20 protein-coding genes are annotated in these 16732 nt (G+C 31.7%); all 20 read right to left on the reverse strand.

All coding sequences use genetic code 11. The features are described from left to right. Position 1: 1 nt before the first annotated feature. Positions 2-673: a phosphoglycolate phosphatase gene (locus tag AST99_RS05825; protein ID WP_057780135.1), complete on the reverse strand. Its 672-nt coding sequence runs from the start codon at positions 671-673 to the stop codon at positions 2-4. Between the two features lie 219 nt (positions 674-892). Next, on the reverse strand, positions 893-1654 hold the full coding sequence (locus tag AST99_RS05830; RefSeq protein WP_057780138.1) for a Bax inhibitor-1/YccA family protein: 762 nt from the start codon (positions 1652-1654) through the stop codon (positions 893-895). Positions 1655-1680: 26 nt separating this feature from the next. Further along, a complete protein-coding gene (locus AST99_RS05835) occupies positions 1681-2214 on the reverse strand; it encodes a hypothetical protein (RefSeq protein WP_057780140.1) in 534 nt (177 codons plus the stop codon). Between the two features lie 31 nt (positions 2215-2245). Next, positions 2246-2824 (reverse strand): DUF922 domain-containing protein, encoded by a 579-nt coding sequence (locus tag AST99_RS05840; protein WP_057780142.1) that lies wholly within the window; start codon positions 2822-2824, stop codon positions 2246-2248. Between the two features lie 100 nt (positions 2825-2924). Further along, positions 2925-3518 (reverse strand): hypothetical protein, encoded by a 594-nt coding sequence (locus tag AST99_RS05845; RefSeq protein ID WP_057780144.1) that lies wholly within the window; start codon positions 3516-3518, stop codon positions 2925-2927. Between the two features lie 131 nt (positions 3519-3649). Further along, positions 3650-4243: a hypothetical protein gene (locus AST99_RS05850; protein ID WP_057780145.1), complete on the reverse strand. Its 594-nt coding sequence runs from the start codon at positions 4241-4243 to the stop codon at positions 3650-3652. Next, complete coding sequence (locus AST99_RS05855; protein WP_057780147.1) at positions 4236-4742, reverse strand: RNA polymerase sigma factor; 507 nt, start codon at positions 4740-4742, stop codon at positions 4236-4238. Before AST99_RS05855 ends, AST99_RS05850 begins: the two co-directional genes overlap by 8 nt. Beyond that, positions 4732-5616 (reverse strand): alpha/beta fold hydrolase, encoded by an 885-nt coding sequence (locus AST99_RS05860; RefSeq protein WP_057780150.1) that lies wholly within the window; start codon positions 5614-5616, stop codon positions 4732-4734. The genes AST99_RS05855 and AST99_RS05860 overlap by 11 nt, the downstream gene beginning before the upstream one ends. A 272-nt stretch (positions 5617-5888) precedes the next feature. Continuing rightward, positions 5889-6821: a hypothetical protein gene (locus AST99_RS05865; protein WP_057780153.1), complete on the reverse strand. Its 933-nt coding sequence runs from the start codon at positions 6819-6821 to the stop codon at positions 5889-5891. Positions 6822-7131: 310 nt separating this feature from the next. Next, the gene (locus AST99_RS05875) at positions 7132-7374 is read right to left on the reverse strand and encodes a hypothetical protein (RefSeq protein WP_057780156.1); all 243 of its coding nucleotides are present in this window, start codon (positions 7372-7374) and stop codon (positions 7132-7134) included. A 273-nt stretch (positions 7375-7647) separates the two neighbouring features. Further along, positions 7648-7800, reverse strand: a complete 153-nt coding sequence (locus AST99_RS18835) for a hypothetical protein (protein ID WP_232301587.1) — start codon at positions 7798-7800, stop codon at positions 7648-7650. A 74-nt stretch (positions 7801-7874) separates the two neighbouring features. Further along, complete coding sequence (locus tag AST99_RS18840; RefSeq protein ID WP_232301588.1) at positions 7875-8015, reverse strand: hypothetical protein; 141 nt, start codon at positions 8013-8015, stop codon at positions 7875-7877. 136 nt (positions 8016-8151) lie between these two features. Continuing rightward, entirely contained in the window at positions 8152-9351 is a 1200-nt protein-coding gene (locus AST99_RS05885) for a hypothetical protein (protein ID WP_057780158.1), read from the reverse strand. Between the two features lie 230 nt (positions 9352-9581). Then, entirely contained in the window at positions 9582-10601 is a 1020-nt protein-coding gene (locus AST99_RS05890) for a cytochrome-c peroxidase (protein ID WP_057780160.1), read from the reverse strand. Positions 10602-10674: 73 nt separating this feature from the next. After that, the gene (locus tag AST99_RS05895; protein ID WP_057780162.1) at positions 10675-11538 is read right to left on the reverse strand and encodes an MbnP family protein; all 864 of its coding nucleotides are present in this window, start codon (positions 11536-11538) and stop codon (positions 10675-10677) included. Between the two features lie 40 nt (positions 11539-11578). Further along, positions 11579-13564, reverse strand: coding sequence for a TonB-dependent receptor plug domain-containing protein (locus AST99_RS05900; protein WP_057780163.1), 1986 nt, complete (start codon positions 13562-13564; stop codon positions 11579-11581). 4 nt (positions 13565-13568) lie between these two features. Then, a complete protein-coding gene (locus AST99_RS05905) occupies positions 13569-14492 on the reverse strand; it encodes a hypothetical protein (protein WP_057780165.1) in 924 nt (307 codons plus the stop codon). Between the two features lie 331 nt (positions 14493-14823). Beyond that, positions 14824-15192, reverse strand: a complete 369-nt coding sequence (locus AST99_RS05910) for a hypothetical protein (protein ID WP_146035165.1) — start codon at positions 15190-15192, stop codon at positions 14824-14826. 511 nt (positions 15193-15703) lie between these two features. Beyond that, positions 15704-16201: a hypothetical protein gene (locus AST99_RS05915; protein WP_057780169.1), complete on the reverse strand. Its 498-nt coding sequence runs from the start codon at positions 16199-16201 to the stop codon at positions 15704-15706. 42 nt (positions 16202-16243) lie between these two features. Next, complete coding sequence (locus AST99_RS05920) at positions 16244-16660, reverse strand: hypothetical protein (RefSeq protein ID WP_057780171.1); 417 nt, start codon at positions 16658-16660, stop codon at positions 16244-16246. Positions 16661-16732: the final 72 nt, after the last annotated feature.

Raw genomic sequence — 16732 nt, forward strand, 5'->3', positions numbered from 1 at the left:
ATTAAAAAAGGTCTTGTAATTCTGAAAAAAGATCTGCTACCACTGTCGGCTTGTAATCTGCAATATTTTCGTTATAGTTGTAACCATAACTTACACCAATACTATCCATTTTAGCATTTTGAGCCGCCAAAATATCATTTTTAGAATCTCCAACCATAACGCTTTTCGCTACTGTAGTTTGCATACGTTCTACCAAGTGTAAAAGTGGAGCGGCATCAGGCTTTTTCTTAGATAAAGAATCTTCGCCAATCCAAGCCTCAAAATAATCTTTAATCTCTAGTGCTTCTAAAATTGGAGCAATAAAATCAAAAGGCTTATTGGTACAGATAGCTAAAGTATACCCTTTAGATTTTAATTTTTGTAATGTTTCTAGAACTCCTGGATACAAAAAAGTGTCTTTACAAGTTTCTTCTTTGTAAGCAGAAAAATATATATCGAAAGCTTCTTTTAAAAACGTTTCTGTTAAGTCTCTTTCAGGCAAAGCACGTTCTATAGCACGACGCACCAAAGGTTTTGCACCATTTCCTATAAAGGGTGTAACCTCTTCTATAGTTAAAGGAGCTGCGTTATATTGCGCTAGCATTTTATTGATAGCCAACGTTAAATCGGGAATACTATTGATGAGTGTTCCATCAAAATCGAATATGATTAGGTCTTTGTCTTTAAAATTCAAAATGCTTGTTTTTTATAACAAAGATGGGGAAGATTTAACAAATGAGGTGCTATTTAAGACAATTTTGACATCTAAAATAGGCGACTGCTTTAAGTTTTTTAGTAATAATAATTTATACTGTCAATTATTATTATATTCTTATTAAATGAAGTGTATTTGTGAATTTTACTTTTTATTTTAAGGGGAATTTTAGATGGCTTTTGGAATCTTAAAATATCATTATTTTCTACTTTTAGACTTCGCAAGTAATCTTAATATTTCAAGATATAACCAAATAATAGTAACCATAAGTCCAAAAGCAGCATACCATTCCATATACTTAGGCGCTTTCATTTCGGCTCCTTTTTCAATAAAATCGAAATCTACCACTAAATTTAAGGCCGCTATTATAACTACAAATAAGGAGAATATAATTCCTGAAATTGAATTATCATGAATGAAAGGTAAATTGAATCCTATAAATGAGCCAACCAATGAAACGATATAACACAAAGCAATTCCAGCTGTTGCTGATGCGACTATAAGTTTAAAATTTTCTGTAGCTTTAATTATGCCTAGTCTATAAATTATTAGTAAACTAAATAGTATACCAAAGGTTAATATAATGGCTTGAATGACAATTCCTGGGAACCTGGACTCCATTAATGCAGATAATCCTCCTATAGCTAATCCTTGTAATCCACAATAAATTGGTGCTAAATACGGCGCTGTAGTTTTCTTATAAATAATTAATACCGCTACACCAAAAGCAGTAAGAGAGGCTCCGAGCAAATATGGTTGTATACGTGTTATATCTTGGTTTTCTTGAAACAAGTTCCATGTATAATAAGCAGTGGCTAGTACTATAAATCCTAAAAAGGCTATTTTATTCACCGTACCATTTATGGTCATGACTTCGGTAATCTGACCTAAAGGTTGTGTTTTTGCAGTTGAAAAAACCTCTGATTTTAAGGCGGGGTTTTTAGATTTGAATAGGGACATAAAATATTGTAAAAAAGAGTGTTAAGTTAATGGGATTGTGCTTTTAAATACATACAGTAATCATTCCAAACCGGGGAATAGTTGGGGTCTAAAAACCAATTTATTCTCGATTTAGTGATGGTCTGGTTATTAAATTTTTCCCCATATAAAGCCATACTTTTATCGTTTTCAGATGCTAGCCATGTAACAAACGCCTCTTTAGAATTAAAAGTTATAATCGGGTCTTTAATACCGTAACCATCGTAAACTGTTCCTAAAACGGAGGTGTTTTCTTGGTAAAATATTCCTTGGCCACAATAGTCGCGATGTGCAAAATACAATCCATTTCTAGCAGATGCTTTAGTTAGTTTTTCAGCGACTTGTAAGCTAAGATCTTCACCATAATTTTCAGAATTTAAATTCCGGTATATTTTTAATTCTTTTTTATTGAGTTGTTTGAGCGTCATCTTAGGCATATGAACCGTTAAGTTTAAATTGGTCAGGTCTGTTACGTCTAATTGTACTTTAGAAGGCGTAAAAGTATGTTGTAAAAACCTAAATAAACTAAATTTTGAATGCATGTTGCGAAATTATAATGTTGCAGAAACGGGTTTATAAGTTAAGAGTATAGTCTTCTAGAGATTCTAATTTTTTAGCAACTAAAATGTTCCATTTTTCTTGAACATCTTCTAGGGTTGAATGCTTAGTCTCCGCATCATATAGGCGTTGGTAATTAATATAATCTTGGAATACTGTTTTATGAATGCGTCTGTAATCTGATTCTGAGACCTGTCCTATATTGCGTTTAACAAAATGTATTTCTTTTCTCATTTTTCTAGCAAAGAGTTCTGCAATATCAAAATGTAATTGTTCATGATCTATTATTGCACTACTGTCTGTACTTATCCATGAGAGATGTTTATAGAATTTGGCCAACACCCGATACTCATACTTACCATTTTTGTAAGCGGAAGGTATAATTATGATATTAGCACCTGTTAACGCTTTACCGGTAGCTTCAGCTGTTGCTTTTCCAAGAAAATCTGTTCTTTTTAATTTTCTGTTGGCTGTCCAAATAATACCTTCATCAGTGTCTAGTACTAATTTATCTACAGTCTGAGCACACAAATGAGTTGTATAACTTAAAATGATAAATAAAGGAATAAAGAAGACTTTAATCACGTGATTCATAGTATAAACTTACAAATTCTTAATACGAAACAAAGGTAATTATGTTTGATTTTATGACATGATTACCTTTGTTATATTGTATTTAAAATGTAAGACTGGTCTACAGTCTGTCTGTAAGTGTTTTAGGTAATATTCTTTCTAAAATGGCTTTCTGACTTTTTTCGATGACTAAAAATTTCCAATTGGTTTCTCCATTTTCAGAAATAGCATAAGCATCTTTTTTAGCATAAATATTATACACTTCGGTGTCTTTGTTATAAGAGACATTTTCTGCACCGAAGGTTTGGTCAAAAGAGGCTTTAGTTAGGCTTAATCTGTTGGCAGTTTGTGTTTCAGTTTCTTCTAAATCACTATTAATTTTTATATTCATTTCGCTAGAATACGTCAATAAAGCGTAATATTTAGATTCAATTTGTTCTGCATCTTCAACAGCTATAACCTTCGGGTCTATAATTTCAAACTCCATGGCCGGGTTATTAAATGTTTGTTCTAAAACTGTAATTAATTGCGCTTTTGGAATAATTTCAAAAAACTCTGGTGTAATGTAATCCATAGATTTTTCGAACTCCATATTCACAATATCATTTAAATAATTACTGAATTCAGACTCAATATTTTTTTTATAATCTTGCGCAAATCCAACCGTACAAAAGGTTAAAAATAAAAGTGTAATTACGTTGTGCTTTAAAGTCATAATGTAGATTTAAATTTTGGTTTGTTTTGCTAAAATACCGAATACAAAACTTTTAATTTATGTAAATGCTGAAAATATTAATTAAACGTTACAAATTAAAACAACTGATTGATTGCGATTTAAATGATAACTTATTCTGTAATGTCTTGCTTTAATGCGATGATATCTGAAAGCTTTTGCATTTCGCCTTTTACACCTTTTCTAATCACAATAAATAGAATAACCGCAATCACAATGTACGATACGTCTATAAAAACAATATTCCAAAGTGGCATATACTGACTAAATTCTGGGGTGATAAGGTAGAAGCCAACGGTATATAATATCACAATAATTGGAGCCACTACTTGATGAATCATGGTTCTGAATTTATGAAACGCTATGGTATGTTCTGTAGCCTTTAAAGAATTGTCTAGTATATTAATATGTTTGGCTTTTTGTATACTTTTTAATTCAATACCAATCCTAAATATTAAACCAAAAATCATTAATCCAGCACCTATTCTACTTAAGGTATATTGTACAGGTGCAACAAAATAAAAGAATAAAGAAATAACAATTAGAGTGGTTAGTAAAATGGTTATTGTACCATAATAGAACATGTAATTTTCTTTTTCTTTTGTTCTTATCTTTTTATATAAATTATCAAAATCAATGGTAGAAACATGTAGTTGATTCTTACTTGTATTCCAATGACTTTGTAGGGTTTTAAAATCGCTACTCATGGGTGTTTTGTTTTAAAATAGATTCTAGACGTTTCTTTATTCTGTGTGTTTTTACTCTTACGTTTATGGCGTTAATACCGATTACTTCGGCAATGCTGTTGTAATCCTGATTTTCTAAAACCATCATTATAATTAAACGATCTATTTTTTTTAATTGTCCGATGGCTTTATAGAGTTCTGGTATGTCGCTTTGTTTGCTGCTTTCTGTATGGTTGGTGTCGGATTGATTTTCAAGTTCTGATTCTGAAAAACGCCTCACTTTTTTGTCCTTTTTTACGTATTGTAAACACGTGTTTACTGTAATTCTGTAAATCCATGTTTTATAAGATGAAGCTCCACGAAATTTATCTAAATTATTCCAGACGCTAATAAATATATCTTGAGATAAATCGTTGGCTGTATCCTGATCTCCTTTTACAAAACCCAGACACATTTGTAAAACCATGGGATGATGTTGGCGGTAGATGGTTTCAAAAGATTCGTTTTTATTAGTTTTCATCGACAAGAAAATCATTTACAGATTTATAAAACCATTCCGGCTGATCGAACATTACAAAATGCTTAGAGTTACTAGCCATTTGTATTGTTTTGTTGGTTAAATTGGCATACTGTTTTTCATAATTTTGTTTAGCCACAATGACATCTGGAAAAGAAGCTCCTAAAATTAAAGTTTCGCAGCTAACGTCTTTTAAAGTTGGTCGTAAATCCAATTTTAATAAATCTGTGTAGCCATACACCCAAGTTTTACGATCTGCGTTTATCATCCAATTTGTAATAGCGTCTTGATTGTCTGTGTTAATTGTCATGTTCATGGCCATCATTTTAGCCATAGATTTAAATTGATCGACTTCCATATTTAGCATTTGAGTATTATACGGACTCTCGTAATAAAAATGTTCTGCTGGTACTTGTGGCATCATCACTTCACGCATACAAGGTAAGGCATCAACAATAATAATTTTAGAAATGGTATTTGGAAGTGCTGCAGCAATATCTACGGCTAAATTTCCTCCCATACTGTGTCCTATAATTATTACATTATTTAGTTTTTCAGTAGTAATATACGCTATTATTGCTTTTTTAATTGTGTCATACCAAGGCATTTCAATTGGAGCATGGCCATTAAAACCTGCATAAGATACGAAAAGAGACGAGTGTGCTGTGTTTATATGATTTGCAGTGTCTTTAAAAACAGATCCTGGTGTTGCAAAACCTGGAAGAAATAATATGGGCAGACCTTTACCGACAGTTTCTATAGTTATGGCTTTAGGTTCTGTGCGGTTTATGCATTCTATTTTTGCGAAACATTTAAAATTCAGTGCAGTATTGAATGTAAAAATACTTAAGACGATAATTTTGATACAAGTTTTCATATTACTATTGTTTTTAACGGTTTACACACCTTTGATTAAAAAAACAGTATTTGTTACACTTTAAAATTGATTTTTTTTAAAAATATCTGAATATAACAGATTTAAGTATGTAGAATAGAACTGAAGCAGGTTTTTAATCAATAGTTAATCAGTGTGTTATGTATGACAAATAAAAAAACACTACATCAATACATATTTTTAAGTATGCAGGATATAGTGTTTTAATTATAGGAATTTAAACTAAATATTAAAAAAGTAGTGGGATACGTGTTTTAGTGCTTTAGTTTCAGTTCGTCGCGTTTAGCTTCATCAGCTATGCTTTTTTGTTTCCAATAAGGCTCTTGCAAGCTGGCTTTTAAAGTTGCCGTGGTTACCAAACCATCTCCATTATCTTCAGTCCATCCCATAATTTTGTATGGAAACTGATTTTCTACATCAAAGGTTAATGTTCTATCAAGATTTAAGTATGTCACGGTATATTTAATTAGTTCCTGAGTTTCAGTTTTACTTATTGTGGCTTTAGAAGCATTCATTTTTTTATGAGATGACCGACTATAAATTGTCGACGGAATTATAGCAATTTCGCCTGCTTCTAATTGTCCGTTCTGAATGCGAATACGAGTCATTAAATCCTCTTCCAATAAAGCAACAGCTAATTCTCGAGTGTCGTCCCCTTCAGATTCAAAATAAGAGAATTGTTTAAAATTATACTTTTCTCCATCCAGATTAAGTTGTGTAAAAGTCTGTCCACACCATTCTTGTATACTGGTTGTAGACTTTAAAGTGAACGGATGTGATTTATAATCTATGGGTGTAAAAGTAGACGTGAGTATAGAGTAATCGTAAATTCCAGTTGTAAATTTACGCACATGGTTAAGTTTCATGACAGAAACCTGATCTGCTCCCGCAGTTTGTGGTCTATCTAATTTTACTTGTTTACTTAATGAAAAGGGCTCGGTTACAAAAATTAAAACCACTTCGCCATCACGAATCGTTCCGTATTTAGATTGCTTTAAAGTATAGCTACTAATCTCTGCTTTCCCGGAATACCAATACGATTTAAAATCGGTTGGTTTAGGTGTCTCATTAGTTTTTTTAGTAGTGTTAGATTCAGAAACTTCTGGATTTACAGTGGTCTTTTGCTCTTGTTTAGATTGACAGGATAATGTTGTAAATAAAGCTAAAAGGAGTAATATTTTATACATAAGAATAGTATTAAATTTAGTTTGTAATACGCATATAACTGTGTGAGCTATTTAGATTCAGACGTGTGTCTTGACTATAAATTACAAAAAATACTGTTCTATGTTGTAATCTTTTTCTATTCTGTTGATTTTTTAAATATTCATTTTGAATTTGTTTCCTTTTACCATTCTTCAAGTATAGACTTTTACAAGGCTTTATGCCCATTTTATCATCTTTCATATATTATTTTGAACGCTATTTTGAACTCTAAAGATAGAATGATTGAAGGTAATTAAAGGTTATAATTTTAGAACAATGTAAATATTTCTTTTATTTCATTTTACTTTTTGCGATAAAAAAATTAACGTCTTGCTGTTCTAATTTAGACTTAGGTAAGGTAAAGGCAAAGGTTTTTTTTAGATTTATAGTCAACCAAATTCTATCTTTTTTTACTTCTATATCCTTTACCCAATCCCAACTTTTATTTTCTATGAGATCTTTGTTAACGTGTTTAATTACAATGTTATCAGGATTAAAAGAAACTAAAGCATCAAAGTTTAGATGTTGTCCCATAGTTTTAGTACTATAATACTGTAAAGGCCATAATATAAAGATAATGATAAGAACATATATAGTAGTAGAAACGATGGGATGTGTACTATATATTGGCAATGTAATTCCCATAATTGCTGTAAGGAAGAGATATTTCCAAACAGATTTTTTTTAAAAGAAATGAATTTTAGATCTAAATATATTATTAAAATCAGAAACTAATCTGTATTCTCTCATTGTTGTTTTTTTGTTCAAATTTCAGATATATATACTTAGTATAATAGGCGAAGTGTATTAAATTTCCTGGGCATTTATAAACTGTGTGATTATATTTTCAATTGCACTATTTTTAAAATCAAACCAATCTTTACGATGGGGAGAATTATCTATTGCATATTTAAAATGACTAAAAGGCTTTTTTTGTTCAAGAATGGTGTTTAGTTCCATTTACAAAGGCTTATCTTTTAATTGTTCTGTAAACTTTTCCCATATTTTAAAGGATTGAAAACTATCTAATGGTTCTATTTTAGTAAATCGGCTTTTTTGTCTTCAATAGCATCTAATTGCTCCTGAAAGCTCTCTTTAAAAATATATTCATCTATAAATTCTGAAGAATCTGGAATGGCAATTATTTCGCCTGTTTTCACATTAAAGTAGCACATACATCCGCAATCTAATTCTTGCGCAATGTTTTTAAAAATCTTGCAGAGATACTTTTATTATTTTAAGTTATTTTTAATAATCTAAAGTTATAAGAAAAAATATATAGGAGTCTCAGTATTGTGTTTAAATACCAAACTAATATGTGTTAAACTCATTTATAATATCTTTTAATTGCAGTTTTAAATCTTCTCCGGTATCAAACACCATTTGCTCATTACTAGGAAAATCTATTGGTCTATTACGTAATAGTTCGCGATCTTCTTTAATTAAGGCACGTTCGTCTTTTTGATCGTATCTGTTTTTTCTATAATATTCGGCATATCTGTTTTCAAAAATAAAACCACTATCTATAGGGAAGTTGTCTATAACCTGATTCGTTTTTAAATCGGTATACACCACGTTTGCTAAAATTTGAGCTTCTTTACTTTGTACGGTTTCTATAAACCTGTAATTAATGTTTATAATTTTATCTTCTTTGATGAAATTCCCTAAACTGTCCTTTACAGGATTTCCTTTTCTATCTTTTTTGTAAGTCGTACCATCTACAATTTTACGTTCTCTAAAAATTTCACGCTGATTAATACGCTCTGGAGAAACATTAATTTGCCTTAAATTAAGTTGCATGGCATAGTCATAGTTTACATTTTGTGCTTTTTGAGCATGATACACACTCCATTGTTTGTCTAAACCGTAGGTTTCAAAATTCAATAAGTCGTTTTGTAAACGGTTTGGAATTATTTGCCGTGTTTGATTGTTTATGGTGACCAAAATATAATCTATACCTCTTATCTGTGCATCGTTTATAAGTTGATAGGTGTTTTTGTAATTTGGAGATATTTGATTTAAATACACTAAATTATCGTAGGCTTGACGAATATCTGTTTTGTTTTTAGACGCAATTAATTTTAAGCTACTTGTATAAATATAACCTGAAAGATTTTTTTTAGATTCAATAGTTAATTGGTTATAATCTTTAAAATTGAAAGTTACATCTTTGCCATCGACGCTTAATGGTAAAATAGGTTTTATAGCCTCTTGTCTTGAGCTTAAAGTGTTATATAAGTCGAAAATTTCTTGATAATTTTCAGGATTACCATCCATTTTTAAATAAGTTATTTTACTTAAATCTCGTGCTTCCCCCTTCGTAAATGCATCTTCAAGCATGATAATAAATTCAGCTTTACGTTTTTTTTCTTTATTGTTTTGAAGCTTATCTATTGCTGTATATATGGCATAATCGTAATCTCCAGAATACACTGCCTTTTCTACCTGTTTAGCCGTGTTACAAGCTATTAAAGTTAACGATGTTAAAAGTATAAGTAAAGTTCTTTTCATAGTTTGGAAATGTAATGATAATTACTACATGTCAATAGTAGTGCCAAAAAAACTTTCTAAATTACTTTAGAAGATTATAAGTGTTTTCTAATTGTTGTTTTGTGTTTTTATTAATCAGTCTGAAGAGATAACAAAATATTTGATTTTAGACATTTAAATAAAGTTATTAATTTGATAGCTAGAAACTTATGTAGTATTCTTAATACGCGCTAAGATTTTGTGTTTCAGAACTAAAGTTCAATAAATTCCTCATCACTTAAAGTTTTTAAGAATGCGATAAGATTTTCTTTTTCTGTATCTGTAAGCGGAATTCTGTTTTCATTTTCTTTTAAAATCGGATCGAGATTATCGGCATCTAAAACGCCTGCATCTAAATAATCTAATAGATCTGTTAAGCTTTGAAACTGACCGAAACTTCCGTAAGGAGCTGTATATTCAATATTTCTTAGCGATGGGACGCGGAAACTCATATAATCGTCTAACTCTAAAGAGACTCTAGCGCGTCCGCCCTCTTCGGTATCTGGATTTAAAGGAAATCCAATATTTCTAAAACTTTGGTCGGTAAATAATTCGGTACTGTGACAACTGATGCATTTATCTTGAAAGACAGTATACCCAGCGGCTTCTTGTTCTGTAAACGTTTCGCCTTCTTCTCGTTTTACTTTATCGTATTTACTGTTAGCAGATATTAAGGTGTACTCGTATTGGGCAATACTATTATAAATCCCATCTGCGGTAATCCCTTCTCCATTAAAAGCCTTGTTAAACAGTTCTTCATAAGAACCTTCGGCTTCAAGTTTAGCAATTACTTCTAAAATTGATGAATCCATTTCTTCATAAGTTATAATAGGTACTAATGGCTGATCTTCTAATTGTAGTTTACTTCCGTCCCAATTATAAAAATTCATAAATGCCATGTTTTGTATAGAAGGTGCGTTTCGAAGTCCGATGCGGCCTTCTATTCCAATTCCTTTTGCATTGTGATCTGCAAAGGCATTTTCTTGCATATGGCAACTCGCGCACGAGATGGTATTATCTGCACTCAATAAGGTTTCATTAAATAGTTTCTCTCCCAATTCTACGCCATAAACAGTAGGTACATTAGTATATACTGTACTATTAAATTCTGGAAAACCGAAAGGAATATCTATGGTGACTTCAGAGTTAACGTAAGACACAATTTCCGAACTATCGTCACTACACCCAAATACTATTAAAAGTAGGGCAATATGTCTTAAGATGTTTTTCATGTTTATGGTTTAGAGAGACTAAATTAAGAGTCGGCTAAATGTATTTTATAGCCGACTCCTAAGATGTTTTGTATTAGTTTTCTACTTCAATGATAGAGAACATTCCAGTGATATCTGTAGTTTCATTTCCACCAATATTATCTACAAACTTCTCCATTTCTGTTGCTGTATGTGCACTTGGAGTAGCATTATTAGTAATATCTGATGTAGTGACTAAAGTAATGCTATAGCTGTTTCCGCTTAATAAATAATCAAAGTCAGCTTCAATTTTAATTGTCGGTCCGTTGCTTCCAACAACAGCAGTAGTTGGTAAGTCTAAGGTGATATCTCTATACGCATCTACACCTTGTGTATAACTACCTTCTTCTCCTTCAAGGGTACTTCCTGAATGGAAAGACAATTCTTTGTTATCTGTATCGTAAAACCCTTCAATTTTAGTAAAACGATATCCTGTTCCCCATTCCCAGTGCATCTCTGTATCGTTTGCTCCAGCAGTTGCATAAAATTCAGGGAAACTAACTTCGTCTAAAGTGTTTAAATCAGATCTTACACCTAATCCAAATTTAATTTGGCTGTACTCATCTGTAGGAATATCACTTAAAACATATTGTAAAGTCTCTTTTTTAGATTGGTCTACTACGGTAGCACCAGTATCTAAATTGTTGATATTGTAAGGAATTTCTGTGCCGTCTGTTTTAATTAAACGAATGTTACTAATTACATATTTTAATTCTGCAAAGTGGTGTACTTGTCCTTGATCTGAAGTGTTTACTGTAGCTTCTGTAGATGTGTCGTCTCCTAATACAATTGTGGTTCCAGAGAAAGTGTTTGTAAATTCTAAGGTCACTTCATTTGCTACGGGCATATCGTCATCACTACACGATAAAATGGATAATGATGCGCATACTAACAAAGCATAAATTTTAAGATTTTTCATTTTTTTTGATTTAATAGTTGATTTGAATTTTGGGTTTGTGTTATAAATTAATTTTTAGAGATGTAAAGATATTACGTCCCATTCTTGGGATATTTCCCCAGTCTGCATACGTACTGTAATACGTGTTAAATACATTTTCGGCACCTACTTGTAAGACTGTTTTTTTGTTTTTAATAAAAAAGGTGTAATCTGCAGAAACGTTCCAATTGGTATAAGACGGTGTTTCGTCTTCACCATATTCTGGACTGTAGTCTATTTGTTTTAAATCGCCATTAAGTGCTGTTAAGATTCCGAATTTCTGATAAGAAAAATGTAACGAGGTTTGATAACTTAACGGACGGATAAAGGGTAAATTATTTTTATTTTCATCTAATCCTCTAGCATAGGTTAAGGTCCCTTTCCAATGTAAATTTTGTAAAATGCTATAATCTGCACTTACAGAAAAATTGAATAAAGTAGCGTGATCTAAAGAGGTGTAGCCTTTAACACCAACCGACTGATAATTCATTGGACTTCCTGAACTAAGTATTCTACCAATAATATAATTCTGAATATAGAAATAGTTTACTTTAGCTTGAATATTTCCTTTTGCATGTGTAAAACCTGCACTAGCATTGGCCTCGTAAGACACTTCGTTTTCCAAATCTGGATCTCCTATATAATCATATCTATCAAAGCTATTGTAGATATAATAGCCATAACCTTCGGAAACCGATGGCGCTCTATGTCCGTAACCACCACCTGCAGAAAAATCGAATCCTCCAGTGTTTAGTTGGTAAGTGGTATATAAGTTTGGTAGAAAACGGGTTTTTTCTTGAGAAGCTCCAGGATGGAAAATACGGTTGAATTCTACATATTTTGAATAGTTATAATTTACACCTAAAGTCCCACCAAAAAGCAACTGACTATGAGCAGAGATGTCCCAAGAATTTGTCATAGATAATCCTGCATAGCGTGTTGTTACCCAAGGCCAACTGTAAGCAAACATAGTTGTTTCGCTATAGTCTTGCGGATACATACGCATTTCTGCAATAGATAAATTATCGTAAGCATTAAGCTGTATTTCTGATGCATAATTTTCGGAATTTAAATTTATTTTAGACACTAAACCATAGGTTGTGCTCCAACCTGGCATATCCATATGCACTAAGTTTTCTGGACGAGTGGTATCGTCCATATAATGCTCTATAGCGTTAAAATATAATTTAGTATCCCAAACTTTTATCAGTTTGTCTTCAAAAAACTGCTTGTAAGCTACAGAAGTTATCAGGGCTCTAGATAGCGATAAATCCATAGGTAAGGCAGGATATCCTACATCATTAGCTCTATCAAAAATAGCATCGACACGTACCGAAGATAAGTCACTTGTTTTATAAGCCAACCCTAAAGACGTATTGAATTTAGTAAATTGAGAGTGGTCTACTTCATCATTATTCCCATCGGTATAATTTTTAGCTTTTCTAAACGAAATACTTCCATCTGCTACGAGTTTTTCACTGGAATATGATACATTTCCAAGATTAAAGAACTGGTTGTTATTAAACTCGTAACCGGCTTGATAGGCACCATCCCATGTGTTTTTAGTACCGAAAGCAGTACTTTTTCGTTTTAAGTCTATACTCCCGGCTACTGTTGCACCGTGTAAACTACCCTGTTGCCCAGATTTAATATCAATTTCAGATAAATTATTGCTTTCTACATACGAGGTTACAGGATCCATTTTATCTGTACAAGCTCCAAAAACATGCATGCCATCAATAGTGACTAAAGAACGCTCTGTACTCATATTATTTAAAAGCGGTTCCCATGCATAAGCTCCACGTTTTATAAAGCTTATATTATCAGACGATGCTAAAAACTCATCTACAGAAACAGCCATTTTCATATCTGTTTCAATTTTGGTTTTCTTAGCTGCAATAACAAGAACTTCGTCTAAAAGCACATCAGAACTATCCCTAACGATGGGTGTGTTTTGTGCTTGAACAAAGCCTCCTAAAAGCAGTAAGATTAGTGTAAGTTGTCTCATCGCTCTAGAATAAAATATCGATATACAGTTCGCTACGTTCACCTTCAATTCCTGGTGTAAATTCTGTAGAAACTTCAGTACCTTTTATCGTGTTTCCATCTGCATCTTGAAAAATAAAATTCAAGGTCCAATTCCCTGTCATGGTATAATTTACTACACCGTGATATAGGCTATCTGTGTCTTGAGTTAAGTCTTCATTATTAGGTGAAGAATGATTTCCCATAGACGGTTCTGGCATTCTTGGGTCTAACACTAACGTATGATTTTGAACTATAGAGTAGGAGTACTGCGTAAGATCTGGGAATGTTCCAGCTTCACTTTCAGGCGTATTGTACTTGTAAATACCGGCAACCAGATCATTTTCCGACACTCCTGGACTTTGCGGAGCCACTAGCGCAATAATATATTGTTCCTGGTCATTTCCAGTAAAGGCAGTCATATTAAGATTCATATTGGTTTGTTCTTCAACAGTAAAGGGTTGATTAATAGCGTACGTTTGCGAACTCTCCTGAAAATCGATATATGCCTGCCAGCTTACTGTACTATCACTTTCACTTGTAAATACCACATAGCCTAAATAATAGCCTTCTGTAGCATCGTATTCTAAATTATATTGGTGCGGACAAGAACTTTTATTTCCGTTAGCATCGGTCTGAATAGGTAAAAAAGTAACCGCTACATCTTCTAAATTTGTAAGCGTTTCTGAATTACTAATTTTTAGATGAATTTCGTTATAGCCCTTATAAAGGGTTCCGTTTAAGGCTTCAATACTAATGGTGTAATCTCCACTATTTGTAGTTGTTACCTCTTCGAATTCTATATATTCTGTAGTATCTGTACTTAATTCTGCCTCGTAATCTGTTTTCTCTACGGTACACGCTGTGAGCACCACGAAAACCACCATTACAATACCTTGTAAAAGTTTCATGTGTTATAGACTTTTTTATTAAAAAACTATTGAAAATACGATAACATAAGCCGTACATACACATTACTTTTCTATTAAAAGTGCAGTGTAGTTTAGGTTTTACTACAGTTGTTATTGTAAATATTATCGTAAGAGATTTTACATAGAAATACACAAATTGAATACACTACGCGACTATTGCTTTATAATGTAGTTAGCTTAATCATATCGTGACATATCATGTTTTTAGTTGAAATACAATAAAACATAACACAACACGAACCACTAACTATATAATATATTTAGTTTATGCGTAATTTAAAATTTAGGAACTTTTATGTATATATTGAAACTATACGAGAGGTGGATGAAATACAAAATTTACATAGTGGAAGTTGTAAATTTTACTGTAAAAAGATGCTGTTTTTAGTGGCTGTTCTTTAGGAAAGAACAAATCATAATTAAATTTTGAGTTCTGAAAGAAAACTAACGTATTTTCGAAAGAAATAGATCCTCCTTTATCGTTATTCCCTTTTTCAGTATCTGAAGCTTTAGCAAGTTGTTCTTTTAAATGACATTTTCCGTTACATTGCAGTTCGGGTACGTCTTTATTTTCACAAAGTTCGTTTACTATATAATCGTAAAATGCAGCGTATTCCACTAAAGGGATTAGTGGTTTTACCATTAGAAATATTGCTAAAAGTAGACTTGCTGTTTTCACTTCGCGAATTTCAATAATTTTTTTAAAGTTTCCTAATCTTAAAACCGCTATAATAGTTAATGTTTTATACGAGGCGTTAAAATAGTGTGAATTAATATGTTGTTAATTACTATAATACAGTGTGTTATATTTGTTTGTTGAAAGTGTTTATGTTAATAAAAATAAAAGACCTTTTAATCTTAATTTAGGTATGATGTCTCTGTAATAGGTCTGTAAAATTTCTCAAATCAGTTTTATTTTAAATCAGAAGCAGTTAAAAGTTGTCGTTTTTCTTTTTTTTCTATAAAATGATTAACCATTTTGTAAATGAAAATAACGGCATTAAGAAGACTAAACCATAGGTGTGTTTTTTCATCATCATATCCAATTGAAGCAATCATACAATCGATTATAGTGCCGTTAATAATAGTGGCATATTTTTACTTGTTTTGCTTTGTCTAATAATTCATGATCTGTTAATTCAGGAGGTTTAAAATTTTAGATATGGACGTCGAATGTTGTCTTTATAACCTTAATCTTGGTTTAGCTTAAATTTTGTCTCTATGGTTTTATGATCTTCATTATAAAAAGTAACGTCAATTTTTATGTTCCAAGTCGTATTAGATATTTTTTCTCCGCTTATGGTTCCTACTGGATCTACGTCTTTAGTTTCATCATATTCAAAAAAACAGAAACACGATTTTGTATATACAGCATCAATAGCGACTAATTCAGTATCAGTGTAAGAGAACTGTTCTAACTCTGGATCGATCTCGAATTTTATCCATTCTGTAAATCCAGAATCTGACATGTTTAAATCTACTCCGGCATCATATCTGTATTCAAAAACTAATTTTTCCCCAGGGTTAACTTCACCATATTGTATATAGCTTTCAGTATCATAAGACACTACAGTTAATTCACTATTTTCAGTAAAGGTATAATCGTAAGTAGGTCCATATCCATCATCATCATTATTACAAGCAAATAAAAATAAACTGAATATAGCAATAAGGTAATACTTTTTCATACTGTATGGATTAAAGGTTAGCGTTGATTTTAAATAGATTGCTTATTCGGTTTTAATTAATTTATAGGTAAAGTTTCCTAAATTATTTTTATAAGCAGAGAATACTAATGAATCTTCAGTCTTTGTATAGGTGTAGCTTCCGCTAAGAATAAGATTCCAATCGAAATTTGCTGTCCAAAAATTTCCATCATAACATTCTAAAGTTTCTGTATTACTACTAAAGCTTCCGCTACCACCAGCTGGGAAATAATTTTCGTTTCCGCTAGATATGTAAGTGTCATCAGTATAAAATTGAACAGTTACCGGGTTAGAATACATTGTACTGTCGTTATATATTACAGTAAATTCTCCGGTATAATTTCCGTATAAAAGGGCATTGTTAGTCGTGTCATCATCTGAATTACAAGAAGAACTTAGTAATAAAAGGACAGATGTTATAACCAGGTAAAAGTTTTTCATCATTGCTGTTTATTAAAAGATGGCAATGTATAAAAAAGGTTGCGTTAAAAACGGTGTTATATTTGTTAACGT

Origin of the sequence: Formosa algae, assembly GCF_001439665.1 — a bacterium.
GTDB classification, from domain to species: Bacteria; Bacteroidota; Bacteroidia; order Flavobacteriales; family Flavobacteriaceae; genus Formosa; species Formosa algae.